Annotated in this window: 24 protein-coding genes (1 of these 24 cut by a window edge); 8 read left to right on the forward strand and 16 right to left on the reverse strand. The window is 46.5% G+C overall.

All coding sequences use genetic code 11. The features are described 5' to 3' along the window. From TOL_RS15715 to ilvY, 4 genes are all read right to left on the reverse strand, one after another. On the reverse strand, positions 1 to 228 hold the 5' end (the start) of the coding sequence (locus TOL_RS15715; protein ID WP_015488354.1) for a protein-methionine-sulfoxide reductase heme-binding subunit MsrQ. It extends 426 nt beyond the left edge of the window; the window shows 228 of its 654 coding nt (coding positions 1-228); the start codon lies at positions 226 to 228; its stop codon lies beyond the left edge, outside the window. A 49-nt stretch (positions 229 to 277) separates the two neighbouring features. Beyond that, a complete protein-coding gene (gene msrP / locus TOL_RS15720) occupies positions 278 to 1,279 on the reverse strand; it encodes a protein-methionine-sulfoxide reductase catalytic subunit MsrP (RefSeq protein ID WP_015488355.1) in 1,002 nt (333 codons plus the stop codon). 101 nt (positions 1,280 to 1,380) lie between these two features. Further along, complete coding sequence (pssA, locus tag TOL_RS15725; protein WP_015488356.1) at positions 1,381 to 2,184, reverse strand: CDP-diacylglycerol--serine O-phosphatidyltransferase; 804 nt, start codon at positions 2,182 to 2,184, stop codon at positions 1,381 to 1,383. 105 nt (positions 2,185 to 2,289) lie between these two features. Further along, entirely contained in the window at positions 2,290 to 3,165 is an 876-nt protein-coding gene (gene ilvY / locus TOL_RS15730) for an HTH-type transcriptional activator IlvY (RefSeq protein ID WP_015488357.1), read from the reverse strand. 147 nt (positions 3,166 to 3,312) lie between these two features. Here ilvY and ilvC point away from each other — a divergent pair, with 147 nt between their 5' ends. Then, on the forward strand, positions 3,313 to 4,803 hold the full coding sequence (ilvC, locus tag TOL_RS15735) for a ketol-acid reductoisomerase (protein ID WP_015488358.1): 1,491 nt from the start codon (positions 3,313 to 3,315) through the stop codon (positions 4,801 to 4,803). A 77-nt stretch (positions 4,804 to 4,880) separates the two neighbouring features. On the opposite strand, the gene TOL_RS15740 is transcribed toward ilvC, so the two are convergent. Then, a complete protein-coding gene (locus TOL_RS15740; RefSeq protein WP_041588534.1) occupies positions 4,881 to 6,752 on the reverse strand; it encodes a GGDEF domain-containing protein in 1,872 nt (623 codons plus the stop codon). Positions 6,753 to 6,913: 161 nt separating this feature from the next. Here TOL_RS15740 and dapC point away from each other — a divergent pair, with 161 nt between their 5' ends. The 3 genes from dapC (at position 6,914) to TOL_RS15755 (ending at position 9,239) form a co-directional block, all read left to right on the forward strand. Further along, positions 6,914 to 8,107 (forward strand): succinyldiaminopimelate transaminase, encoded by a 1,194-nt coding sequence (gene dapC / locus TOL_RS15745; protein WP_015488360.1) that lies wholly within the window; start codon positions 6,914 to 6,916, stop codon positions 8,105 to 8,107. Positions 8,108 to 8,119: 12 nt separating this feature from the next. Beyond that, on the forward strand, positions 8,120 to 8,554 hold the full coding sequence (locus TOL_RS15750; protein ID WP_015488361.1) for a SufE family protein: 435 nt from the start codon (positions 8,120 to 8,122) through the stop codon (positions 8,552 to 8,554). A gap of 67 nt (positions 8,555 to 8,621) precedes the next feature. Beyond that, positions 8,622 to 9,239 (forward strand): hypothetical protein, encoded by a 618-nt coding sequence (locus tag TOL_RS15755; protein ID WP_015488362.1) that lies wholly within the window; start codon positions 8,622 to 8,624, stop codon positions 9,237 to 9,239. Positions 9,240 to 9,350: 111 nt separating this feature from the next. Here TOL_RS15755 and TOL_RS15760 read toward each other — a convergent pair whose 3' ends face one another. From TOL_RS15760 to TOL_RS15785, 6 genes are all read right to left on the reverse strand, one after another. Beyond that, positions 9,351 to 11,006 carry a GMC oxidoreductase gene (locus tag TOL_RS15760; RefSeq protein WP_015488363.1) on the reverse strand — a complete coding sequence of 552 codons (1,656 nt, stop codon included), beginning with the start codon at positions 11,004 to 11,006 and terminating at the stop codon, positions 9,351 to 9,353. A 134-nt stretch (positions 11,007 to 11,140) separates the two neighbouring features. After that, on the reverse strand, positions 11,141 to 12,340 hold the full coding sequence (locus tag TOL_RS15765) for a lipase family protein (RefSeq protein WP_015488364.1): 1,200 nt from the start codon (positions 12,338 to 12,340) through the stop codon (positions 11,141 to 11,143). Positions 12,341 to 12,355: 15 nt separating this feature from the next. After that, positions 12,356 to 12,862: a DUF6795 domain-containing protein gene (locus tag TOL_RS15770; protein WP_144055386.1), complete on the reverse strand. Its 507-nt coding sequence runs from the start codon at positions 12,860 to 12,862 to the stop codon at positions 12,356 to 12,358. Positions 12,863 to 13,145: 283 nt separating this feature from the next. After that, on the reverse strand, positions 13,146 to 14,210 hold the full coding sequence (gene fba / locus TOL_RS15775) for a class II fructose-bisphosphate aldolase (protein ID WP_015488366.1): 1,065 nt from the start codon (positions 14,208 to 14,210) through the stop codon (positions 13,146 to 13,148). A 95-nt stretch (positions 14,211 to 14,305) separates the two neighbouring features. Further along, complete coding sequence (locus TOL_RS15780; protein ID WP_015488367.1) at positions 14,306 to 15,469, reverse strand: phosphoglycerate kinase; 1,164 nt, start codon at positions 15,467 to 15,469, stop codon at positions 14,306 to 14,308. Positions 15,470 to 15,558: 89 nt separating this feature from the next. Further along, positions 15,559 to 16,566, reverse strand: a complete 1,008-nt coding sequence (locus TOL_RS15785) for a type I glyceraldehyde-3-phosphate dehydrogenase (protein WP_015488368.1) — start codon at positions 16,564 to 16,566, stop codon at positions 15,559 to 15,561. Between the two features lie 111 nt (positions 16,567 to 16,677). On the opposite strand from TOL_RS15785, the gene TOL_RS15790 reads away from it, so the two are divergent. Both TOL_RS15790 and TOL_RS15795 read left to right on the forward strand, forming a co-directional pair. Then, positions 16,678 to 17,343 carry a class I SAM-dependent methyltransferase gene (locus tag TOL_RS15790; protein ID WP_015488369.1) on the forward strand — a complete coding sequence of 222 codons (666 nt, stop codon included), beginning with the start codon at positions 16,678 to 16,680 and terminating at the stop codon, positions 17,341 to 17,343. A 524-nt stretch (positions 17,344 to 17,867) separates the two neighbouring features. Next, complete coding sequence (locus TOL_RS15795) at positions 17,868 to 18,995, forward strand: hypothetical protein (protein ID WP_144055387.1); 1,128 nt, start codon at positions 17,868 to 17,870, stop codon at positions 18,993 to 18,995. 67 nt (positions 18,996 to 19,062) lie between these two features. Here the strand turns inward: TOL_RS15795 and TOL_RS15800 are convergent, their stop codons facing one another. Then, positions 19,063 to 19,986 (reverse strand): helix-turn-helix domain-containing protein, encoded by a 924-nt coding sequence (locus TOL_RS15800; protein WP_015488371.1) that lies wholly within the window; start codon positions 19,984 to 19,986, stop codon positions 19,063 to 19,065. A 217-nt stretch (positions 19,987 to 20,203) separates the two neighbouring features. Here TOL_RS15800 and exaC point away from each other — a divergent pair, with 217 nt between their 5' ends. Then, positions 20,204 to 21,724 carry an acetaldehyde dehydrogenase ExaC gene (gene exaC, locus TOL_RS15805; protein WP_015488372.1) on the forward strand — a complete coding sequence of 507 codons (1,521 nt, stop codon included), beginning with the start codon at positions 20,204 to 20,206 and terminating at the stop codon, positions 21,722 to 21,724. An 88-nt stretch (positions 21,725 to 21,812) separates the two neighbouring features. On the opposite strand, the gene TOL_RS15810 is transcribed toward exaC, so the two are convergent. Continuing rightward, entirely contained in the window at positions 21,813 to 22,646 is an 834-nt protein-coding gene (locus tag TOL_RS15810) for an ATP-grasp domain-containing protein (protein WP_015488373.1), read from the reverse strand. A gap of 229 nt (positions 22,647 to 22,875) precedes the next feature. Here TOL_RS15810 and puuE point away from each other — a divergent pair, with 229 nt between their 5' ends. Next, positions 22,876 to 23,775, forward strand: coding sequence for an allantoinase PuuE (gene puuE / locus TOL_RS15815; RefSeq protein ID WP_015488374.1), 900 nt, complete (start codon positions 22,876 to 22,878; stop codon positions 23,773 to 23,775). A 24-nt stretch (positions 23,776 to 23,799) separates the two neighbouring features. On the opposite strand, the gene TOL_RS15820 is transcribed toward puuE, so the two are convergent. Genes TOL_RS15820 through TOL_RS15830 form a run of 3 tightly spaced genes read right to left on the reverse strand, consistent with a single transcriptional unit; the run spans position 23,800 to position 26,812 of the window. After that, entirely contained in the window at positions 23,800 to 24,975 is a 1,176-nt protein-coding gene (locus TOL_RS15820) for a urate hydroxylase PuuD (RefSeq protein ID WP_015488375.1), read from the reverse strand. Then, positions 24,975 to 26,306, reverse strand: a complete 1,332-nt coding sequence (gene guaD, locus TOL_RS15825; protein WP_015488376.1) for a guanine deaminase — start codon at positions 26,304 to 26,306, stop codon at positions 24,975 to 24,977. The genes TOL_RS15820 and guaD overlap by 1 nt, the downstream gene beginning before the upstream one ends. Further along, positions 26,303 to 26,812: an ureidoglycolate lyase gene (locus TOL_RS15830; protein WP_015488377.1), complete on the reverse strand. Its 510-nt coding sequence runs from the start codon at positions 26,810 to 26,812 to the stop codon at positions 26,303 to 26,305. Before TOL_RS15830 ends, guaD begins: the two co-directional genes overlap by 4 nt. Position 26,813: the final 1 nt, after the last annotated feature.

Genomic DNA, 26,813 nt, shown 5'->3' on the forward strand with positions numbered 1-26,813 from the left:
CGTGACCATTAGAGCGATCAATAGAAAGTTAAATGCCCACGTTCCTGTTAGCCATACCAAAGCTTTGCCAGGCTCAGGACCAAGTAAATCCCACTCTCCTGTTTGAATACGAATAACTAACTGCAAAATGTAGAGTGCCGGCAGTGCTGAGAGACCAGTAATTATAAATCGACGCCAAAGTACAGGCACCGACGTTATCTTATTAGAGATAGCGCTAAGAATGGACATACCTTTCCTCGAGTCTTAATGGAGACAAATAACCGCTTTCTATCATGTATTAATAGAAGCGGCGCAAGTCCATTCCACTATAGAGGCCTTCGACCTCACTGGCGTAGCCATTAAACATTTGTGTTGGTATGCGGTTGGCGCTAAACAATCCATTTGGCAAGCGCCGCTCGGAAGCCTGACTCCAGCGCGGATGATCGACCTTGGGATTGACGTTGGCGTAGAAGCCGTATTCTTGTGGGGCAAGATCATTCCAAGTCGTACTAGGCATTTCTTCAACAAAACGAATGGCGACGATAGACTTAATGCTTTTAAAACCGTACTTCCATGGCACGACTAAACGCAATGGTGCACCATTTTGATTGGGCAAGATTTCACCATATAAGCCGACAGCCATAAGCGTTAAAGGATGCATGGCTTCATCCATACGCAAGCCTTCTTTATATGGCCAATCGATGGTTGAAAACACTGAGCGCTGGCCCGGCATTTGTTCCGGATCTTCAATGGTGGTGAATTCGACATACTTAGCCGAAGATAAAGGCTTAAAACGTTTCAACAATTCAGCCAGAGGGAAGCCAATCCAGGGAATCACCATTGACCAAGCTTCGACACAGCGTAAGCGATAGATACGCTCTTCTAAATCCAACGGCTTCAGAATATCTTCAAGGGTAAACTGCCCCTTCACTTCGCATTCGCCGCCAATCTCTACCTTCCAGCCGTCGGTCTTAAAATCGCCGGCATACCGTGACGGATCTGTTTTACCTGTACCAAATTCATAGAAATTATTGTACTGAGTCACGGCACTGTATGGTGAAAGCGTTTCGTCTTTACCCCAAGCGGTTTCGGACGCGGCAAGAATTTGTTTTTGCAATTCATTTGGGCTGGATAATGCGGGTTTTCCGTCAGCCGATTGGATTGCCAACACAGGAGATGTCGCTAGCGCTGCAGCAGATGTTAAAGCCCCCGTCATAAACTTACGGCGATTAAGATAAGTCGATTTCGGCGTTATTTCAGAAGGAAGGATGTCGTTCGCTTTACGTTGCTGAATAATCATAAGTATTCCTAAATTTAAGGCCGCTACTGCGGCCTATGATATATAGAGAGATAACTATTCAGTCGGTAGGGTTCCCTATTTCTTACAACCCAATTGCTAAATTAACTGTTTCTCCGCTCTTTCAACTTCGTCCATCCCTCGTAACATGGTCCGGATAACGCATAAACAACAAAAACACCCAGTAACACTTTAGCCGGATCAATAGATACGATAACAAAGACAAACACTACGGCGAGCATTGCGACAAATGGCACCTTACCGCGCAGATCGAGCCCTTTAAAGCTGTGATAGCGAAAGTTACTAACCATAAGCAACCCTGCAGTAGGAACGACAACCGCCATTAACCACGCGATCTCACGACCAGGCATTCCAGATTCACTAAACACCCATACGGTACCTGCAACAATAGCCGCTGCTGCTGGACTCGCTAACCCGGTGAAGAAATTCTTATCCGCTACCGCTAGCTGCGTATTGAAACGAGCAAGGCGCAATGCCGCACCTGCACAATATACAAAAGCCGCGACCCAACCGACTTTACCGAGATCTTGTAATGCCCAACTAAAAGCAACAAGCGCTGGCGCTACACCAAATGACACCATATCCGCCAAGCTATCGTACTCAGCGCCAAAATCGCTTTGGGTATTAGTTAAACGCGCAACACGTCCGTCGAGACCATCAAGAATCATCGCAACAAAAATCGCGATCGCTGCATTCTCAAAATGACCATTCATTCCGGCGACTACGGCATAGAAGCCAGAAAACAAAGCGCCGGTAGTAAATAAATTCGGCAATAAATAAATACCTTTGCGATCCCGTTTTACCGGCTGCAAAGGCGTTTCCGTTGTATTTTCATTACTGTCGTCGTTGTTAATCAAGGACACAACCTTATGCTCTTCGTGATTCATGGAGACTCTCTCAAATCGAGACTCATATTAAGACTAGCCACTATTATGAGCTATTAGCCGCAAAGGAGCCATCAGCCAGCCTATTTTTAGAAATAACTTGGTTCGCTAACGAGTTGCAGTTTGCCACAAGGCTTGCAGCAATGGTTCCTGTAATCGCTGACTTTGCGCACAAAGTCCTACTGCGAACGGCTCTAGCTCAGGCTGCACGTTCAAAATCCGAACTCGACTCGCCATAGGACTATTATGAAGCACTAATTCAGGAACGACACCAACACCAACACCGAGCGCCACCATACTTACAATCGCCTCATTACCGGATACTTGCGCATAGATATGGGGCTTTACTCCGCGGGCATCAAACCAATGGTTCACACGGGTCCGCGCCAAACCCGACTCTGATAACACCATAGGCACCGTAGACCAATCAATCTCTGCCTGAGTAATTTGCGGCACAGTCCCGAGCGAGCGTGGCGCAATAAATAGCAGAGGTGACGGCGTAATGGTTTTAAAGGTTAGCCCTGAGGATAGCTGTTCAGGACGAGCGGCAATAACCACATCAGCGTCACCGGACTCAACCCGAGGAATCGATTCTGCCGCATCCCCCGTGTGAATACGCAAATCCACCTTAGGATAGCGCTCCCGAAAACGCGTTAATAAGTCAGCAAGGAAACTATAGCTCGCCGTTACCGAGCAATATAAGGTGATAGAACCCGTCATATCACTGACTTCTGTATTCACGGCGGCGCGCAGAGCATCCCAAGCAGCTAACGTTTGCTCCGCGTGCTGACGAAACAATTCGCCTGCTGGGGTTAATACCAGCGGCTGGGCATCGCGCTTAAACAAAATGGCACCTGCTTCTTGCTCCATACGCGCTAAGCGCCGACTCAAAGTTGACGGACTAGCATGCAACTGCTGACTGGCGCGCCCGAGATTTTGCTGCGCAGCAATGCTAATAAACACCTGCAAGTCTTTGTAATCCATATTAATTCTCGGCTCGCGAATAATTGCACCTCACGTATTGCAAAAAATGCAACGTGATAACGCAAATATAGCATTTTACGCAACACGATTCTTCCCCTATCATTCCGCGCAAACTTGCTAAACATTCACTTATGAAGGAGATAGAGCATGGGTAATAACTACTTCAACACTCTAAACCTACGCGAAAAGCTGGATCAGCTTGGTCGCTGTCGTTTTATGGACCGTTCAGAATTCGCTTCAGAAGCAGAATTCCTGAAAGGCAAAAAAATTGTCATCATCGGTTGTGGTGCTCAAGGTTTAAACCAAGGTTTGAACATGCGCGACTCTGGCTTAGATGTTTCTTACACTCTGCGTGCTGCTGCTATCGCTGAAAAGCGTCAGTCTTGGAAAAACGCAACTGACAACGGTTTCACTGTTGGCACATACGAAGAATTGGTTCCACAAGCCGACTTGCTGGTAAACCTAACCCCAGATAAACAGCACACTGATGTTGTTACGACCGTAATGCCTATGATGAAACAAGGCGCTTGCTTAGGTTACAGCCATGGCTTCAACATCGTTGAAGAAGGCATGCAAATCCGTTCTGACCTAACCGTTGTAATGGTTGCTCCTAAGTGCCCAGGTTCAGAAGTTCGTGAAGAATATAAGCGCGGCTTCGGTGTTCCTACATTGATCGCCGTTCACCCAGAAAACGATCCAAAAGGTGAAGGCTGGGATATCGCTAAAGCATGGGCCGCGGGTACTGGCGGTCACCGCGCTGGCTGTCTGGAATCATCTTTTGTTGCTGAAGTTAAGTCTGACTTAATGGGCGAACAAACCATCCTTTGCGGCATGCTGCAAACTGGCGCCATCCTTGGCTTCGAGAAAATGGTTGAAGACGGTATCGACGAAGGCTACGCCGCTAAGTTGATCCAATACGGTTGGGAAACAGTGACAGAAGCGCTGAAGTACGGCGGCATCACTAACATGATGGATCGGCTATCTAACCCAGCTAAAATTTTGGCCTTCGATATGGCTGAAGAACTAAAAGAATTGATGCGTCCTTTGTTCCGCAAGCATCAAGCGGACATCATCAGCGGTGAGTTCTCTAGCACTATGATGGCTGACTGGGCGAACGATGATAAAAACCTACTCACTTGGCGTGAAGAAACGTTAGCAACTGGCTTTGAAAAAGCGCCAGCATCTGACGTTGCTATCGACGAACAAGAATACTTCGACCACGGCATTTTATTAGTTGCCATGATCAAAGCAGGTGTTGAGCTAGCGTTTGAATCTATGGTTGAAAGCGGCATCGTTGAAGAATCTGCGTACTACGAGTCTCTGCACGAAACTCCGTTAATCGCTAACACCATCGCGCGTCGTAAACTGTACGAAATGAACGTGGTTATTTCAGACACGGCTGAATATGGTAACTACCTATTCTCTCACGCTGCAGTGCCACTGTTGCGCGAGAAGTTCATGCCGCACATCAGCACTGACGTTATCGGTAAGGGTTTGAAAAACAAATCTAACTCTGTCGACAACAAGCGCTTGATTGAAGTGAACGAATTGATCCGTAACCACCCAGTTGAGTGGATCGGTCAAGAACTTCGTGGCTACATGACCGACATGAAAGCGATTGTAGAAGCGTCTAACTAAGACCTCCTGCATCTGCGCAAAAGCCCTACCGAGCAATCGGTAGGGCTTTTTTATGGGTAATGCATCATCAATTGCGATTAAGCAACGCGAAAACCATTACGGCCGCTGTGCTTAACCTCATACATTGCATGATCCGCAGCACTCATTAATTCCTCCCAGCGGTCATGCCTTAACGAACCAACAGAAATACCAACGCTTGCGGTGACCGCTTCAATTTCTGGCCATTCGGTAAACTGTAAATCCTTTAAGCACTCAAATAAGCGGTGCACAAAACGCTGGGCACCATCAAGGTCACAATCCACCAGCAATAAAGCAAATTCCTCTCCGCCTAAACGTCCCATACGATCTTGACCACGACGCAGACTACGCAATAACGCACCAAACTGACGTAACACTTCATCACCAGCCGCATGTCCAAAGTTATCGTTCACTTCTTTGAACTTATCCAGATCAATCCACAACATTGCCACCTGCGAATGCAGACCCGTTAGCTGTTTCATTTGCTCAATAAAAGCGCGCCGATTCAATAAGCCAGTAAGGGCATCAATATTCGCCAATACCTGTAACTGCGCATTGGCGTTTTGCAGAGCTTCTGCTTTGTCTTTTAAGTCTTGAGTTCGCTCACTCACTCGTATTTCAAGCTCTCTATTCGCTTGGGTTAGTTGGCGACTCAATGATTCTATTTGGCGCCGCTGCCACACACGAAACATCAAAAAATTAATCGACTGAGCCAGTACAAACACAACTAAGCCACCATACATCCAGGGCTCACCTTGCACCTCGCGATTAACTAGCAATACATCATGAACAACGGCCACCGCAGGGCATAGCAATCCCAATGTTAAAAACCAAGCCCCCTTGCGCTTACGCACCAGCGCCCGCAACAACCAACCACTACCAATTAAAACGCTGGCCAAAATCAGTAAGCTAAAAATATGCAGAAGTGCAGTAAACCAAGCGATTTCAAGCGCCAAACAAAGTAACGCCGAAGCCAGATAAGGTATGGATAAAATAACTAACGTGCGACGATGAATATCGCGCGGATAACAGCTTCGCAACCAACCAAAAAAGAACACTGGGGTTAACAGCATGGTGATATACACCAAGCGGATATGCCATTCCCAGGGGAAGTTAAAATCAAATAACCAATACAGTGCACCGTGCGAAGAAATACTAATTCGCAAGCCAAGCACGCAGGCAAATAGACCCAGCCACAAGCCTGCACGGTCCCGAGTATCGACAGCGAACTCAAGCAACAGCAGCAATGCCATTATCAGCATTAAACCGGCTACCACGCCCTCATAAACCAACATACGATTAAATCGTTCAGCGATATTTGAAGCCTTACCGAGTGTTAAGCTTTGCCAAGCGCCACCACTAAAATGCTTGGCGTTAGCAACCTGTAAAACCAGCGTCACCTTTCCACCAACTGACGCTGGCAATAACGCCCACTGGTCGCCGCTGTAGGCTTTTATCTCATCTAAGTTTTCTGAAACAACCCCGCCGCTTGCTACAAGTTGGCGATTTGCAAAGAGACGAAATGCAGTAGAGATCTCAGGAATGTAGAGCCCCATGCGCTCGCGATCGGAAAGACCTGATAACTGTAAGCGATAAGAAGCAACTCCCTGTCCCGGCATATCAGAAGAACTGCCCAGCATGCTGCTCCAACTATGGGGTAGGTGTGAGACACGCGCGATTCCCGAATGCCATTGTTCAGGAGGAACTAGACTGCCCCAAATCAAAGACCAATCGCCATCAAGACGAATAAGATGGTTTGACCAGTCAATAGCACCCAAATCCATATACCCATTTTCAGCCGCAAGTTGCGGAGGTGTCGCGTCCTGCCCCAATGAAACACTTGGCAGTACTAAACAAGAAAAGAGTATTAGTAATAAAAATCGTATAAATTTGGTGCCTAACGCCTGCATATGTGCAAATTTTGAGTGCATTATTCAAAACATCGCATCGAAAACACCGAACATACTTGCCACCATCCTTATATCAATTCCGGCCATTATAACTGGATACACTATCTACGGCGATTTCTCCCGAGCAGTCGATAAACAAGCTGGTATAATGCGGCATTTACAACAAGAACCTCGGAAGCGGTATGAATCCTGATCTAAGCAAACTCCAGCCCTATCCCTTTGAAAAACTGGCCAAGCTGAAAGGAGCGGTGACCCCGCCTTCCGATCTGGAACACATAGCTCTATCCATCGGCGAACCGAAGCATCCAGCCCCAGTGTTTGTATTGGATACTCTGCGCACTGAGCTGCAGCGCGTAGAAAATTATCCGACCACAAAAGGTCTACCTGAACTTAACCAAGCCATCGCCAACTGGTTAACCAAGCGGTTTGATTTACAACCCGTTGATGCCGCAGGCCAAGTTATTCCGGTGAACGGAACGCGTGAAGCTATTTTTGCCTTTACTCAAGCCGCCGTTGATCGCACTAAATCGAATCCATTAGTGGTGTGCCCAAATCCGTTTTATCAAATCTACGAAGGTGCGGCGTATTTATCCGGCGCGCAACCGCACTTTTTGCCCTGCCTAGAAGAAAACGGCTTTAACCCTGATTATGCAGCTGTGCCTGCCAACGTTTGGGCTGACTGCCAAATTCTGTTTGTTTGCACCCCAGGAAATCCAACCGGAGCAACCTTATCGTTCGAGCAATTCAAAGAACTCATCGCACTGGCAGACGAACACGATTTTATTTTAGCGAGCGACGAGTGCTACTCAGAAATCTATGTTGAAGGCCATTCAGCACCGATGGGCTTATTAGAAGCCTGCGCAAAATTAGGCCGTCACGACTTTAAACGCTGCGTCGTGTTCCACTCACTATCGAAACGTTCTAATTTACCGGGCTTACGCTCCGGTTTTATTGCCGGTGATGCCGATTTGCTCAAGCCCTTCTTGCTCTATCGTACCTACCACGGTTGTGCCATGTCGGTTCATACGCAACTTGCTAGCATTACGGCTTGGGGAGACGAACAACATGTCATCGACAATCGGACGCAATACACACAGAAATTCCGTGGCGTATTAGAAACCTTACAGCCCGTGCTCGATGTAAAACAAACCGATGCCAGCTTCTATTTATGGCCAAAGACTTCGATTAACGAAGAAGAGTTCGCCCAGCAATTATTCGCCCAGCAAAATGTCACCGTTCTACCGGGATCTTATCTATCGCGCACTGTTGATGGCATTAACCCCGGCGCGGGACGCATTCGTATGGCGTTAGTTGCTGAGACCAATGAATGCATTGAAGCCGCTGTTCGTATTCGTCGCTTTATTGAATCACTATAACTAGGAGTCTTCATGTCTATTAATGCGAATCCCTTCGGTAGCGATATCACGACCGATGACATCGTCGATACCCTCAGTTTTTTCGACGACTGGGAAGAACGCTATAAATACATCATCGACTTGGGTAAACAGCTACCCGCGATGAGAGATGAAAAGAAAACAGAAGAGTTTTTACTGCGCGGCTGCCAAAGCCAAGTATGGATCGACTATGAATTAAACGGCTCGACCATGAATATCGAAGCAGACTCAGATGCCCATATCGTTCGAGGGTTACTCGGCGTTGTGCTTGCAGCCTACAACAACAAAACGCCGGCTGAAATCCTTGCCTTTGACATTGATACTTACTTCGACAGTATCGATTTAATCAAACATCTCAGCCCCACTCGCGGTAATGGTATCCGCGCAATGGTGCAAAAAATTAAAGATGCAGCGACACCAGCAACTTGATCACTATCGGTACTTGCTAATCTAAACTCTCGCAATTCAGACCTAAGCAACCATCAAGGATGAACTCATGAAAAAATATCTAACCATTATGACCATTGCGGCTTCGGCACACTGTCACGCCGTTGACTTTAATGATGTTAAAACGCCGTTCTTTGCCATTGTTGAAGTAACAGATGGTGTCACACCTCGGGATTTTGAATTGCGCTATGACGGCGAATCTCAATCTAGTCTAAAAGGCGAAGCTCCAGCGGGAGCACCTGGCAACCTACGAATGGTCGGCAATAGCAAAGACATGACGTACTTCTTTTGGGTGGAAAATGATCCAAGAAAAGTAGTTATGACAATGGATGAAAAACAATTTGCTACCAATCTAGGTATAGATTTGTCCAGTATTAAAGAAAATTCGACAAATTTAGGAAAAAAAGAATTCATTGGGATTGAATGCACCCACTGGCGTAAAGACATCCAAATAACACACCAAGGCAAAGAACCAACGGGTTATATAGAAGCATGTATTACCAAGGAAGGTATCCCGCTCTGGGAGAAGGATAGTGGCCGACTAGTAATGAAGGCCAAAATGCTAGAACTAGGGAAGCAAAATGAACAATGGTTTAAAGCTCCAAGTGATCACAAAGTCGTGGACATGAATGCACTTATGCAATCGCTAAAGGCCTTGCAAAAATAAACCATTGGCGATGCTTACAGCCCTTCCAAAGAGCAGTATCAGCCAAGGCTTAGTGCGCTTGGCTGACGCAGGGGTTAAAACATTGAAACTTAGCTAACGTGACTTTTTTGCCTAGTCGTTAGCAATGACGTGCTCAATATTTCTTTCAGCAAGGGCAGTGATGGTGACATAAGGATTTACACCAACACTGCCTGGGATTAGAGAACCATCAACAACATACAAGTTGTTGTAGCCCTTCACACGGCCATAATCGTCGGTTGCCTTACCCAGCAAACAACCACCTAACGGATGATAGGTGAAGTCATCCGCGTAATATTTATTATCCGCAAACAATCCCGTACGGTATTTCGTTCGATTGGCCGCGTTCATCTTATCGAACAACCATTTACTATCGTTATAAGAAGTTGCTGTTTGCGTCGCATCCCAATTTAAATCAACACTATCCGCAGCCGCATTGTAGGTAAAATATCCACGTTCTGGGTTTTTAGTAATCGCTAAAAACAAGCTGGTCCAGGTTTCAATACCAGTTGGGAAAGGAGCGATTTCGGCAAACACCGGATGCTCAGGATCATCCCAGTTATCAATCCCCATGACCGGCATTGTCGATTGCGCGACGCCAGTGCCATTCCAAAAGCGCGTTGAACACGCAAACATAATATTACCGTTATTGCCCCACCCCTTTCCTACCTCAGAATTCAGCAGCGGTAATGTGCCAGTATCACGCGCGCGCACCAAAAGCTCAGTCGTACCGAGACAGCCCGCGCCTAAAAACAGTTGGTTACAGCTAACCTGTAATGTTTCGACCACGGCACCTGTAACATCAATCGTTTCGAGCGATAAGGAATACACTCCATTGGCATCTTGCTCGATCTTAGTCACCTTAGTCAGCGTGCGCAGAGTCACGTGACCAGTACCAATAGCTGCAGGAATATAGTTTTTATCGAGGCTCTGCTTGCCACCGTTATTACCGTAGATAACCTCACCATCAAGCGCCGACTTAGGCGCATCACCATCGGCCTCTTGCTGCATATATCCAAAGTCATAGCTACTCGGAACATTTGCAGTTTTGAACCCGGCATTGATAGCCGCCTTTTGAGCAACCCGCGAGAACTGATAGTACTTAGATTCGAATAACTCTTCCGTCACGTTATTCACACCTAGCATGCTATTCGCAAGCGGGAAGTAGGTATCGTACATATCATCAGCTGAGACATTCGGCAAAATAGTCTCGAAGTAATCACGACGCGGAGTAACCGCCATACAGCCGTTAACTAGAGAACCACCGCCGACACCGCGACCCACATAAACCGACATATTGTCGTAACGAACACGATCAAGCACTCCGGGATACTGTTCAATATCGCGATTAATAACATTCAAACCAAAGAAATTTTCGAGCGGCGCTTCAGTACGATCTTTAAACCACATCGAACGCCCGTCAGGGGCTGTCGTTTTAGTGAATATTTTGTCATCAGATGCCGGCTTATCCCACAACATCCCCATCTCAATCATCAGCGTCTCAATCCCGGCCTCACCCAACCGCAATGCCGAGACCGCACTGCCGTATCCGCTACCGATGACAATAGCCGGATAGTGGGATGCAATAGCATTAGGGCTGTCAGGGATAGCCAATTCAGGTTTGGAAAACCATCCCGCCTCTGCTTTTTGCGCGGAAAGGAGACTAACGGTTGTTAGCCCATAAGCTGACGCCGTTGTAAGCGCTGATAAGCCGAGAAATTTACGACGCGAGAGAGGATTGCTAGTCATGGTGAGATCCGTTGTTATTCTTATCAATGAACGATAACACTGGCTGCTTGCTGCTCACAAATACCAGAATGGCCATATTGAGCCAGTATGTAAGCATTAGAAGCTGGACTGGAGTTAGCTGTTATAGAATAAGGTTACATCCCTTGTCCATTCACCAACACGCTGTCCAATGCGCGCTGACAATATGCACCGACCCGAGCAGACATCTGCTGGAATATCCGTGTAATAAATGCATGGGTAGCATCGGCTTTTTCTAAGATGGGTTTCATGCCTAACATGGACATCATTTTGCGAATCAAATTAAGCACTAAGTCCGAGATAGCCGTCGCTAAATTAATGCCCTTGCGCAGAATATAAGCAAGACGATCCATCAGAGTAAATGTAGCGGAGAAGGCATTAGACATTGCCATACCCATCGCTTTTAAACATTTACCAACGACATAACTAATGGCTTTATCAAGCCATTCTAAGTTGGTTACATGGAAACTAACCGAGGCTTTATCATTGAGCCAACGATTTATACCTTGCTCACCAAAATGCTCGTCACGCTTACCCCTAAGTTCTGACCAACCTTGTTTGCCGATCGTTTTCAGATACTCAGCCATATCGTGCATTTCTACGGCGGGGAATGATCCTGGACTCGGTTGAAAATAATCATAAACCTCCTCTTTCTCTTGCAGAGGCGCATGTACAAAAGGCCAAAATGGTACGCAGGGAACGATATCGGTGCGATGATAAATCCGGTACATACGTTCATAACTTAATGAGTTGGTAAGACTGGTCGCGAACGGTGCCATCCCCACCCTTGGAGCACCGAAGGTATATAGATAGGGTTTGAGTGTGGTGTTGGCTTCTAAAAATTCGGCGCATAAAGTCGCTAGGCCACCACCTAAACTATGGCCGATGCAATGAACGGTACGAACGCCACGACCAGCAAAGCCTGTAATAAATGCTTTAAGCTGCGCACGCATCGACAAAAACGCTTGATTGAAACCATCGTGAACCAATTGCCCGCGAGTCGAGCGAGATGTGGCTAGATTGAAATTCGTCAGCCAATCGGCAGGAAAGGTTTTCTTGGTGCCGCGTAAAATAACAAATGCATGACCTTCGTACGCGCCCTTACCAAAAGCCATCAAACCAAATGCGGTTGTTGATTTAATAAAGCCGGGGCCACCGGTTTTGGCGGATGTGATATTTTCTGCAGAAATATCCATTTTTGTGCCATAAAATAAGTTTAAGGCCGCAAGTAACTCTTCGGGCAACTGTGTTTCAACTAAGATATATACATTATCGGCGAATTTCGCGGCATCTCTTGGCTCTAATATCGAATCCATTTCGTTCCCTCCTTATTAATCCTCATCCGTTTCAACCCCCCAACTACATTGCGTATAGTAAAAACCTCGATCAACAGCAATTGCTTGGGGCTCTGAATCTAACTTACATTGCACGACAAGCTCATTACCTCGCGCTTCAGAATTTTCGTCTTTTGTCCGTTTTACTCCTGCCCAGACTTTGTACTCCTCCCCCCCATACGTTACAAAAACCTGTTGAGGAATCGCGAATTCACCCGGTAAAAACTTGCCTAAAAAGCTTTGATCAAACACCGCAGGTAATTCAAAGTAGCCATTATCATCCGTCATTGTTTCATCGGTGTTATGACCTGATGAATAAAATTTTTCGACAATACGTTTTACGTGAGCACCTTTAGCGGGCTCACCATTCAAAGTAATAACGCCGGACATGGCAGAAAATAGACAGACTTTTTTAGGCTCGAACAAAGACATCGACAAAGCTCCTGACGCAGAAAGCGAGAGTGTTAGAAACACAAGCAAGGATGTATAGCGCTTATTGATCATCCATAATCCGCCTTATGATTGTTATGTGGAATTCAACGAGTTTGTCAGAGCCGAAGCAATACATCAACAGACATTATCGCCCCAAAAAAAGTGCCACTATTGACACTCAATTAGACCAAATTCGTCGAACAATTAAAAAACCGAGATAAATTAAAATTCTGACTCATTCTATTTTATTAGATCCATTGCATATTAAAACCACATTGTGAAACTTTAAAATCGCCACCCATAAAAAAACCGCCTTGCGGCGGTTCTTTTATTCAACTAACAAACGTCGTTTTTATTAAACGATTTTTGCAGCCAGCTCACCGCGCTCATAGCGTGCGAACATATCATCTAAAGACAAGGCTTTTATCTTAGATGCGTTACCCGCAGTACCGAACGCTTCGTAACGCGCAACACAGATTTCAGTCATGGCTTTAACCGATGCAGAGAAATACTTACGTGGGTCGAATTCGCTTGGGTTTTCTGCCAAGAAGCGACGAATCGCACCAGTAGATGCCAAACGCAAATCGGTATCGATGTTTACTTTACGCACGCCGTACTTGATGCCTTCTACGATTTGCTCAACTGGCACACCGTAAGTTTCAGGGATTTCACCGCCAAACTCGTTGATGATCGCCAACCATTCTTGTGGAACAGAAGATGAACCATGCATTACCAAGTGAGTACCAGGGATACGCTGGTGAATCGCTTTAATACGGTCAATCGCTAGGATGTCATCTGTCGGTGGACGAGAAAACTTATAAGCGCCATGAGAAGTACCACAAGCAATTGCTAACGCATCAACACCGGTTTGCTTAACAAAGTCAGCGGCTTCTTCAGGGTCTGTCAGCATTTGATCATGGCTTAGTACGCAATCAGCACCAATGCCATCTTCTTCACCGGCTTGGCCAGTTTCTAAAGAACCTAAGCAGCCCAGCTCACCTTCAACCGATACACCGCAAGCGTGCGCCATTTCAACGGTACGCTTTGTCACGTCAACGTTGTATTCATAGGTCGTTGGTGTTTTACCATCGGTACCTAATGAACCATCCATCATCACTGAGCTGAAGCCCAATTGGATAGAACGCTGACATACGGTAGGTGACGTGCCGTGGTCTTGATGCATACACACTGGAATATGCGGAAACTCTTCAATTGCAGCCAGAATTAAGTGACGCAAGAACGGAGCACCCGCGTATTTGCGAGCACCAGCAGAGGCCTGAACAATCACCGGTGAATCGGTCTTGTCCGCCGCTTCCATGATGGCTCGCATTTGCTCTAGGTTGTTTACGTTAAATGCTGGTACGCCGTAACCAAATTCGGCGGCGTGGTCTAGCATCTGACGCATGCTGATAAGTGCCATGATAGCTCCTCAAATTTTTATCGCCGTTCAGTACGAGCGGCTATTTTAAAAAAAGTTTGGCCGGGATCTCCGGCCTTTTGAATCTTGCTTTGCGCTTAGTTTTTCGCGCGTTCTTCCAGAATCGCCACAGCCGGTAACACTTTGCCTTCTACGAATTCTAGGAAAGCACCGCCACCGGTTGAGATGTAAGAAACCTTATCAGCGATGTCGTATTTATCCACAGCTGCTAGCGTATCACCACCGCCCGCAATTGAGAACGCATCTGATTCGGCAATGGCTAATGCCAAGGCTTTAGTACCTTCGCCAAACTGATCGAATTCGAACACGCCGACAGGGCCGTTCCAAATGATGGTTTTTGCTTGTTTCAATTGTTCAGCTAAAGCGGCAGAGCTGTCTGGGCCAATATCGAAAATCATGTCGTCGGCTTCGACATCGGCTGCATTCTTCAACGTCGCCACTGCGCTTTCAGAAAATTCTTTACCGCAGACAACGTCGGTTGGTACTGGGATAGAGACTTTTTCCATCAGCTTTTTAGCCGCAGGAATCAAGTCATCTTCACACAAAGATTTACCAACGTTATTGCCCGCAGCAGCAAGGAAGGTATTGGCGATACCGCCACCAACAATGATTTGATCACAAATATCAGACAAGCTTTCTAATACTTCTAACTTAGTTGAAACCTTAGAACCACCCACGATAGCCACCAATGGGCGAGCTGGTTTATCCAACGCTTTGCCCAGCGCTTCCAATTCCGCTGCAAGCAAAGGGCCAGCACAAGCAATCGGGGCAAACTTAGCCACACCGTGAGTAGATGCTTGAGCGCGGTGCGCAGTACCGAAAGCATCCATCACAAAGATATCGCACAACGCCGCGTAGGCTTGAGATAACTCGTCGGTGTCTTTCTTCTCGCCTTTATTAAAGCGCACGTTTTCTAGCAAAACCATTTCACCATCAGCAACTTCGACGCCTTCGCGAAAGTCACGAATTACTTTAACGTCACGACCCAACAATTCGCCAAGGTGCGCAGCTACTGGCTTCATGGAGGATTCTTCGTCATAAACGCCTTCCTCAGGACGGCCAAGGTGAGACATGACAATCACTTTGGCACCGGCCGCTAAAGCATGCTGAATGGTTGGTAAAGACGCACGAATACGCGCATCGGAAGTTACTTTGCCATCTTTAACTGGAACGTTGAGGTCTTCGCGAATCAATACGCGCTTACCAGTCAAATCCAGTTCAGTCATCTTTAAAACAGCCATCATTTATCCTCTGTAGCAATTCAGTATCAGTCCGTATTCACACTCAAAGCGAGGTAGCCATACGGAGAACAATTTAGAAATCTTAGCGCTTAGCGCAGGCACATCGCGGTATCAAGCATACGATTAGCAAAACCCCATTCGTTATCAAACCACACCAGCAACTTCAGCAAGTGGCCGCCGCTCACCCGTGTTTGCGTGGCATCGACAATGGCTGAACGAGGATCGTGGTTAAAATCAATGGAGGCATGCGCTTCACGGGTTAAACCCATAATCGCAGCGAACTCGCCTTCGGCGGCGGATTGTAGCAGTTCATTGACCGCTTGTGAGCTGGTCTTTTTGTTCAATTGCAGACTGATATCCAAAGCCGACACATTCACCGTTGGTACGCGTAAATGCAGACACTCAATCTTGCCCGCCAACTGTGGCATTAAGCGCTCAATACCTAACGACAAACCAGTATCCACCGGAATAATACTTTGCACGGCAGAGCGAGTACGGCGCAGATCAGAATGGTAAGCGTCAATCACAGGTTGATCGTTCATGGCCGAGTGAATCGTGGTAGTAACACCCGCCTGAATACCAAATGCCTCGTCTAGCAAGGTAAGAATCGGAATCAGCGCATTGGTAGAACACGATCCGTTGGAAACAATGCGGTCAGCCGGTGTAATCAAGTCGTGGTTAAGACCAAAAATAATGGTGTTATCAACGGCGCTATCGGCTGGGTTAGAGATAAGTACTTTGCCCGCACCGCGCTCTAAGTGCAGCTCGGCATCTTCGCGCGAACGAATCTGGCCACTGCATTCAAGCACCAAATCCACACCGAGTTCAGCCCAATCTAGATTGCTGGGGTCGTGCTGATGGCGCACACGAATTTTATCGCCATTCACCAACAGATGCTGCGGATCAGCAATCGTCACTGGGCCATAAAAACGACCGTGGGTGCTATCGTAGCGCAGCATGTAACTCAGCGATTCAATATCTGCGAGTTCATTAATAGCAACCACTTGCAGATCTTCGCGATAACCATTTTCATACAAGGCACGCAACACACAGCGCCCAATACGACCAAATCCGTTAATAGCAATGCGCGTGGTCATAACATCCGAAACCTGAAGATCGTTAAATAAGTGATAAGCCCGCTATTGTCGCGGATTTAGACGGCAGAGGCAAAAGCGCTACAATCGTATTTCATCTTTTTAAGGCCCGTTATGAATATAGCCACCCACATTGGCCCCGCCTGCCCTCTTTGCAACGAAGAAAATAGCCTGACGCCAATCAGTGCATCCGACAAGAGAACCTATTTCGCCTGTCCTAACTGTCATCTCGCGTTTGTAGATCCCGCAGATTATCTAACCGCAGACGAAGAGATGGCCTATTACGCAACGCACGAGAACAGTATTGCCGATGAAGGCTATGTGCGCTTTCTGCAAAACGTAACCACGCCGCTGTTGGCGCTGATTCCGAATGAGCAAAAAACTCACTTACAAGCGCTCGACTACGGCTGCGGCCCAGGACCAACATTAAGTTTCTTGCTAGAGCGTGAAGGTATTGCTTGCGATAACTATGATCCTTTCTTTGCAGATATTCAGCTAAAACCACAATACGATGTCATCACGGCAACAGAATGCTTCGAGCACTTTCACCAGCCTGCGCAAGAGCTAACGAAATTAACAGAATTGCTAGCGCCGAGCGGCTATTTAGCGTTAATGACCAGCCGCTGGAAAACCGAACAGCAATTTGCCAACTGGCATTACACCCGAGATCCAACGCATGTGGTGTTTATGCACGATAAAACGATCAGTTATATTGCGGAGCGCTATGGGTTAACGCCGGTTTGGCAGGACGATAGTCGGGTGGTAATTTTTCAAAGGTAAGTTGCAATATAAAAACCAAGCGATAGGTCATCGCTAGCGGGAAAAACATGGCCATTATTTATATTGAAAAAATTCTTCGTAAATCGTCAGTCCCCCTCCAACAACACCAAATTTCTGCATAAATTGTTAGAACTAAAAATAACATGCAAATACATAGGCATCGCACGCCAAAATTACAATATCGCCTAGTGAACTCAATTGTCAGCAACTAGTTATCTAAGGAATTAATATTGCGACTCAACTGATAAACAATACTTTAGTACCAGTCCATACATAACAATGCATTAACATTAATGAAGTATGTCGCAAAAATGCTAGTAATGAGCTTATTTTTTGATAAATAAATCAACTGACATCTCGTGGAAGTTCACCCTCGTCACATTGAGTTATTCCATCTTCGCATCTAGGGTGAATACGGCCTTTTTGTTTTCAAAAGGCCTACATAAAACGAGGACATACTGGACGTCACTCGAATAAAGCCATGACGCCCTTTATGCCCATATAAATTGCAAAATGGGAGTATCATGATGGAATGGAAATTTAAACGTTTCGCCTTACCAACAATCGTTGCCACAACGATTATTTGCAGTTCAATGTTATTGGTTAGTGCCTGCACCCAAGCGCAAGATTGGTGGACGATGTCCGATGCTGATTTCGCTGCCGAATATTCTACAATGGCACTTAACGATGATGTCGAAGGGCAGTCTGAAGTCGCTTGGATGCTATTTTCACGCGTCAATCAGCGCGTTAATTTTAATGGTAAAGACTTTTCTCAATGGGAAATCTGGCCGAGTAACGAAGATACTTTTAGCCCAGCGGTTAAAGCGTTTAGCGTCGAAAATAAAGTGCGAACACGCCCGCATTTACAAGAGCCTAAGATCTTTCTTGCTGCACAACATCAACCGATGGCAGCCAAGTTCAGCATGCCACCAAACGATGGAGGAGAAGAAGTTACTCGTAACTTAATTTCATATAAATACATCATGCAGAAGAATCTAAACTCCAAAGCTGGTGTTTGGAATACCTTATCAACCTCTCCTAAAATTGATTTCCCGATTGGTACCGTAGAAATAAAAGGCGACTGGGTAAACTCTGCAGTAGATGGTGCATATCAACTGGTCGATAGTACAACCAATACAACTTACAGTCTCTTGGGTCTGCACATCATGGCTAAAATGGCGCCAACACCAGACGATCCTTTCCATTCAGAAACGCCAAGCTGGTTTTGGACGACCTTCGAATTTAAAGGCAACCCAGGCCTAGCCAATGCTCAATCGCTAATCACTTATCCCGATCAATTAAGCCAAGCACAATACACAAAAATGTTGGTGCAATCGGGTTTAGGCAAAACCGCTTTTGTGAATTACCGCAGTAACGGTACGCAAATTCGTTATTCAGATGCTAAGAATCCGAACATTATTTTAGGCAATACTAAGATGGAAGATTTTGCTGGCGTACCGGATGGTTCGTCACCGGATAAATGGACTGCTTGGAATTCGTCGTGCCATACATGTCACGGCACAACATCAGGTAATCCAACGATCAAAGCCTTCTATCCGTTCACTGTAAGCACAGGTAAAATTACGGATCCTAAGATTGACAAATTCACATCACTTGATTTCGTTTGGTCGATTGCATTTCACGCCCGCTAAACGAAAAACTCCCCGAAAGCAGTATGCTTTCGGGGAGTTCTCTTTTTTATTGACTCAAATTTCTTCACTAACTACGCGCCGCATATTCTCTTGGTGACATACCATATTGCTGATGAAAACGCCGCGAAAAATGACTGGGATTGCTGTAGCCAACATCATAACAAGTTTGCGTAATTGTCTTGCCATTGCGAATTAAATTGCAGGCTTTTTCCAAACGACGCTGCTGAATATACTCCATCGGGCCGCACCCAAAACAATGTTTAAATTGCTGGTATAACTTACTGCGCGACATGCAAGCAATGCGTGCCAGCTGATCAATATCAATGGTTTCCGCCAAGCACTGTTCAACATGTGAAATCACGTTGACTAACGCTGACTGAGTAGGATTCTCTTGCGCACACTGTAACAAAAATCCTCGGCCTTGCTGGCGAAACATACGCGCAACCAATTCGTTAACGCCAAATTCCAGCACTAAATCGCGATCTTCTTCGGCATCGACAAAACTGCCGACAATACGCTCAAGTAAATGCTGCGTCGCATCCGTATGTAGCAAGTGTAAAAGATGACTTTCATCGGGCTTCCACTCGCCAATTTCAGCAGGACGGGCACTGCGTTGATTGAGCTTATCGCAGACTGTGCGAAGCGTGTCGCGGCTAATTTCTAAGGTAAGACAACTGGTCGGAGTTTCTTCACTGGCATCAGGAAAATCAATTTCAACGTATTCTCCGGGTGCAATTACAAACGACTCATGTGGTAAAAATCCGCGTGAATAGCCGTTACGACCATGCATCACTTTACGTCCTGTCATCATCCCGCAATACAACACTTCTCCAGCGTCTAAGCGCACACGCTCAGCCGCTTCGTACGTGTCATAAATAGATAGCTCAGCATTATGACTGGCATAAACAGTGCGGTTCTCAATCAACTGGCGTGGCGCTGCCGTGCGGCGATGGCGATTCGCAAGAGAGGTCAGCGATGTTGTTTTTGTCATGTGCTGTTACCTGAAAGCTTCTCTTTTTCTGCCTTTAGGACGCAGAGCAAAGTCTTTCGTACTCAGGGGCAAGTTAAGTATCAATAGATCACATAGTGTGAAGACTGACAACCGGCCAAGTGGCCCTATTCACCCAATAATGACGCCGCCTACGACCAAGGTCGTAGACGTAAGTCCGAATACGAATTTGCAGAACAATAACAAGTGGAGACACACTATGATTTACGCAAACCCAGGTCAACCAGACGCTCTTGTTCATTTCCGAAAGCAATACGATAACTTTATTGGTGGCGAATGGGTCGCGCCGGTCAATGGTCGCTACATGGACAACATCAGCCCCGTAAATGGTGAAGTCTTTTGTACGGTTGCTCGCTCAGATGCCGCCGACATCGAAGTAGCACTCGATGCTGCTCATGCCGCGGCAAGCGCATGGGGCAAAACACCTGCGGCAGAACGTTCGAACGTACTATTGCGCATCGCCGATCGCATGGAAAAAAATCTTGAAATGCTCGCCGTAGCCGAGACATGGGACAACGGTAAAGCGGTACGCGAAACTCTCGCTGCTGATATTCCGCTAGCCATCGACCACTTCCGCTATTTTGCTGGTTGCTTACGCGCACAAGAAGGCTCAATGGCTGAGCTAGACGAAACGACAGTGTCGTATCACATTCACGAACCTTTGGGTGTGGTTGGCCAGATCATTCCTTGGAACTTTCCGATCTTAATGGCGGCATGGAAATTGGGCCCCGCATTGGCGGCTGGTAACTGCGTCATTATGAAACCTGCGGAACAAACCCCAGCGTCAATATTGGTATTAGTCGAACTGATTGCTGATTTACTTCCGCCCGGCGTACTCAATATTGTTAATGGTATCGGTGAAGAAGCTGGACAGGCGTTAGCGACGAGTACACGCATCGCCAAAATTGCCTTTACCGGTTCTACGCCAGTGGGGCAGCACATACTCAAGTGCGCTGCAGAATCACTCATTCCTAGCACGGTCGAACTGGGTGGTAAGTCACCTAACATTTATTTTGAAGATGTTATGGCACATGAAGACGATTACCTCAGCAAATGCGTTGAAGGTGTTGTGCTCGCTTTCTTCAACCAAGGTGAAGTCTGTACCTGCCCATCGCGCGCATTAGTGCACGAAAGCATCTACGACAAATTTATTGCCATGGTGATTAAGCGTGCGCAAACCATAGTGCGCGGCAACCCGCTGGATACCGAGACTCAAGTCGGCGCTCAAGCGTCAAAAGAACAGTACGACCGTATCATGAGCTATATCGACATCGGCAGAAACGAAGGCGCTGAAATTTTGATTGGTGGTGCTGCGGCTTCTTTGGGTGGTGACTTACAAACGGGTTACTACATTCAGCCGACTATTTTTAAAGGCGACAACAAAATGCGCGTCTTCCAAGAAGAAATTTTTGGCCCGGTAATTAGCGTGACCACCTTCAAAGATGAAGCTGAAGCGCTAGCGATTGCCAACGATACAGAGTTTGGTTTGGGCGCAGGTGTGTGGACTCGTGATATGAACCGTGCCTATCGTATGGGCCGCAATATTCAGGCCGGTCGAGTGTGGACTAATTGCTATCACGCTTACCCTGCTCATGCCGCATTTGGTGGTTACAAAAAGTCAGGCATAGGCCGTGAAACTCACAAGATCGCGTTAGAGCATTATCAGCAGACTAAGAACTTGTTGGTGAGTTACAGCACCAGTCCTTTAGGCTTTTTCTAGACACTTCCTTTGAGCTTTGTCTGAGAGTGATACTCTCCTTTGGGCGTCGATTTCGACGCCCCTTTTTTTGGCCTCCCTTCTACTTAACTTACATAGCCTCCGGCTGCTCTGGCCAATCTGGCGTCATGGGTGAAAGAGGGTTATCAGGCTCGTCATCCGACCAAATTCGGCCTAGGTATTCCATAATCGCATCATCAATTGCTTGCTGTTTACCCGCTAAGCCTTGATTGCCAAAAATGCGATTAAATTCAAACACATACGGATAATGACCTATCATAGCAATATCAAATCCGCCGTGATCTATACCTAACCCTAGCGCTAATCGTTCAACCAATGCACAGGCTTCTGGCGGCAAAATCCCAGACTCAACGCTACCACCCTTTGCAATGTTATTATAAAAACCTTGCTCAGCTTGCATGCGCCAATAACCACCGACAATCTTATCGCCCACCCACACGATGCGCAGATCACGATCAATGGGTAAATATTCTTGTGCATAAATAACGGGAGAAATAGCTAAATAAGCCTGCCAATCTTTTTGTGTTTCAATAAGAAATACACCATCACCCATGCTGCTTTTAGGAATTTTAGCAACGAAAGGAAGTGGCATTTTCGCCCAAACACTGGCGGCAGCTTCAGGGGTATTAGGCTCTATTAATGTATAAGGAACGTGCTCAGGCGCTAATAGCTGAAAACACCGAGTCATCTCGACTTTGTCATGACCGATATAATAACTGGCAGGGCTAGGAAAAATTCGAGTTTTTAATCCATAAATTAATGGATTTATTTGCCAAAACTGTGGAAATAAAACGCCATCTGCTGCTTTAATGGTTTCGGCCTCAGCCAGCATGCGCTCAGGTTTAATATAAGATACGCCATTAAGGTGCAAGGTACGTAAAGCATCAAATGATAAAAAACGCATGATTGGAATGGCAGTGATAAAAAGGCGGCCATCATATGCCGACTTTTACAGTAAGAAAGTGAATTTTTTCACTGCCGACGATGAAAACTTTTCACGCATGTTTTAAAGCTGCCAATCCGGTCTTTACCTATGGGCATGTTCTTCTGCTGATACTAGACTAACACTATGATTCTAAAGAAATATATAAAGAATTCTTAGGTAATGTTTCACCGAATAGTTGAGTGAATTTATGAATTATCCCCGCGACATGATTGGCTATGGCAGCCAACCGCCCCATCCGCAATGGCCGAATAAAGCACGCATTGCCGTGCAATTTGTTATTAATTATGAAGAAGGCGGTGAGAACTGTATTTTGCATGGAGATCTTGCCTCCGAAGCCTTTTTATCCGAAATCGTCGGTGCCCAAGCGCTTAATGGCGTGCGCCACATGAATATGGAATCTATTTACGAATACGGCAGTCGTAAAGGATTTTGGCGTTTGCATAAAATGTTCACTGAACGCAACATGCCAACGACTGTATTTGGTGTTGCCATGGCGCTAGAGCGAAATCCAGATGCCGTGCAAGCCATGCTGGATGCCAACTGGGAAATTGCTAGTCATGGCCTCCGTTGGATTGATTACCAGTACATTAGCGAAGACGTCGAGCGCGAGCATATACGCCAGGCGATTGACATTCATACCCGTGTTACCGGCAAAGCTCCCGAAGGCTGGTACACCGGACGCATGAGTCCAAATACTCGCCGCTTAGTATGCGAGCATAATTTTTTATACGACGCCGATAGCTATGCCGATGAACTGCCTTACTGGGTAGAAGAAAATGGCAAGCCGCACTTAGTTGTACCCTACACGCTAGACGCCAACGATATGCGTTTTGCGAGTGCCCAAGGATTTAACAGTGGCGACCAGTTTTTTAGCTATTTAAAAGATAGTTTCGATGTGCTGTATGCCGAAGGCGAAACTGCTCCAGCCATGTTAAGCATTGGTTTACATTGTCGTTTAGTTGGTCGCCCCGGACGCGCTGCAGCACTAGCACGCTTTCTAGATTATGTGCAGCAGCATAACGACGTTTGGGTGTGTACCCGCGCTGATATTGCTCGTCACTGGCACACACACTTTCCAGCAAAATAATTTCAAAAAATAATTAATTCAGGGCTAACGTGTTAGCCACTGAATTAATTCTGAACGCTCTTGCTCAGTCATACCCTTCATATTACCCAACGGCATATAACCCGTTTGTAAGGCCGTAACAATTCGCGGGCTAAATTGCTGCAACTGCTCGACGTGGGCTAATACGATACCAGCGGGAGCCGTAGCAAATCCCGCTTGTGTCGGCACATCCGCGTGGCAGCCGGCACAATGCACCTGAACTAACGCTAGCGCTTGCGTATCGTTGATAACAGCAGCGGTCGACGCTTGGCGCAAATGCATAGGTGTCATCCAAGCAGCAACTAACAGCAAACCAATTATGCCAACGACTAAAATCCATGGCTTATGTTGATCTTGATGTTTTAAATTAAAGTAATGACGAACAAATGCAGCTAAACCACCAATTGCTGCCAGCACTAACCAAGGGTATTCATGTCCGTAGGTCATAGGATAGTGATTGCTGATCATTAAAAAGATCAAAGGCAATGTGAAATAGTTATTGTGCGTAGAACGCAGCTTAGCGAACGCCGCATATTCGGCATTCGGAACTTCCCCCGCTTCCACTGCGCGCACAAGTTCGCACTGGGCAGGCATAATGCCGAGTTTCACATTACCGACCATAATCGTGCCGATTAAAGCACCGATATGCAGATAGGCGGCACGATCGCTGAATATCTGATCAAGCGCCCAAGCCGAAAATACCAACAGCGAGAATAGAATCGCGCCAAACACTCGTGGCCAATGTCGCAAGGCACTGCGTACCATCACTTCGTAAATACCGACGCCAGCGAGTAGAAATCCAAGGCTTATGCCGATACCATGAACCTGTGTTAGTACCATCTTTTGCGGATCTAATAAGTATTGATTAGCACCCCAGTAATAAATAATGGCTAATAAAGAAAAACCCGTTAACCAAGTCGTGTAGGCTTCCCATTTAAACCAATGGAGTTTCTTCGGCATGGTTTGTGGACCAAGCTGGTACTTAGCGACTTCATAAAAGCCGCCACCGTGAATTGCCCACAAATCACCTTTAATCCCCTTTTCTTTTTTCCACTCCGGCGGTTCGCGCAAACTTAAATCGAGCCAAATAAAGTAAAAAGAAGCACCAATCCAAGCGATACCGGCAATGACGTGAAACCAACGAAAAAACAAACTCAGCCATTCGAAGATGTATGCTTCCATTAGTTCGACAACTCCTTATTGCTAACTTTTCGGTACAGGCATTGGCCAGCAACGAACGTAGCGGCAATGGCTCGGTCATCGCCTAGTACCATTAAAGCAAATAAGCGTTCTTCTATGGTGTGGCAGGTACTTTGTCGGCGCTGCATTAATGGCGTGGCATTTAGATCAAGGACGATAAAATCCGCTTCGTTACCTGAATTAAAACTACCAATACAGTGATCTAACCCGAGAACTTGGGCATTGCCTTGAGTTACCCGATAAAAAGCTTCATGGGCGCTCAGGCTGGTGCCGTTTAACTGGCAAATTTTGTACGCTTCGCTCAATGTCTGCAGCATCGACATACTCGTGCCACCACCCACATCAGAGGCTAAGCCAACACTGACCGGATGCGGCTGTTTATGTAAGCGAAATAAACCGCTGCCTAAAAACAAATTCGACGTTGGACAAAAGGCAAGGTGGCTACCGCTTTCACTCAATCGTTGATAATCGGTATCGGTAAGATGTACCCCATGCGCAAAAACACTGCGCGGCCCTAATAAACCATAATAATCATACACATCGAGATAGCTGGCGCGTTCGGGGAATAGCTCTTCAACAAAAGCAATTTCGTCGAGATTTTCAGCTAAGTGAGTTTGCAAGGTGACGGTCGGATATTCTTTTAAAAGTTGCCCAGCAACCTCCAATTGCTCGCGCGTCGACGTAATCGCAAAGCGCGGGGTTACGGCATACTGTTGGCGACCTTTACCATGCCAGCGCTCTATAAGTTCTCGCGACTGCGTAAGACTGCTATCAGCCGTATCACACAATGCATGTGGCGCATTGCGATCCATCATCACTTTACCGCAGATCATACGCATATTGCGTTGGTGACTGGCGCTAAAGAAAGCGTCCACCGATTGTGGATGTACGGTGCCAAAAACGAGCGCCGTGGTTGTGCCATTGCGGGCAAGTTCATCCAAAAAAAAGTCAGCGGTAGCCGCGGCATATTGCTCATCAGCAAACGCCTGCTCAGCCGGAAAGGTGTAATTATTTAACCAATCAAGTAATTGTTCACCATACGAAGCGATGACATCCACTTGCGGATAATGAATATGAGTATCGATCATGCCCGGCATAATTAAGGCATTGTCGTAGGTCTTAATCTCAATACCCGGATAATTTGCTAATACCGATTCTGCATCACCACAAGCAACAACGCGTCCGCTATCGGTATCAATAGCTAAAGCGCCATCGGGAAAATAATGTGGCTGAAAAGCATGTGTAGATGATAAGTCTGCTGATGAAGAGGCGGTATAATGCAAAACCGCGGCGCAGTGTGCCTGCAAGGTCATTCAGAATGACTCCTGTATTCGCTAATAGTAATTTCAACATCATCGCTGAAAGAGTGTTCGTCTAAATTATTACCGTGCCCCACTCGATCAACCACCCAAAAATTACGCACCGCCTCTAACGACAACAGCGGAAAATGCCAAGTACCTGCATGGTAATTAACACCCTGCCCCTGAACACTAAATAGGCGCAAAGTATCTGGATCCGGCGCATTGTCACCTAAGCACACCAAAACCAAATAAGGTTGATCGTCACAGGGGAAAAATGCCTGACTACCGAGCGGATGACGTTCCATCATAGTAATCTTCATAGGCAGGCTGCGCGGTTGCGCCTGAAATACACTGATAATGGCCTCGCCGTCATTACGCTCTACCGTGGCTTGGCGATGAAATCTTTGTGTAGTGCCACCATTAATAGGATAGGAGGCACCATTCGCACTAATGACCTCGCCGAATTGAGCAAAACGACTAGCCGTTAATGGCTCGGGCAATAAATCAATCTTCCGCATC

It is taken from the genome of Thalassolituus oleivorans MIL-1, from assembly GCF_000355675.1.
GTDB lineage: Bacteria > Pseudomonadota > Gammaproteobacteria > Pseudomonadales > Oceanobacteraceae > Thalassolituus > Thalassolituus oleivorans.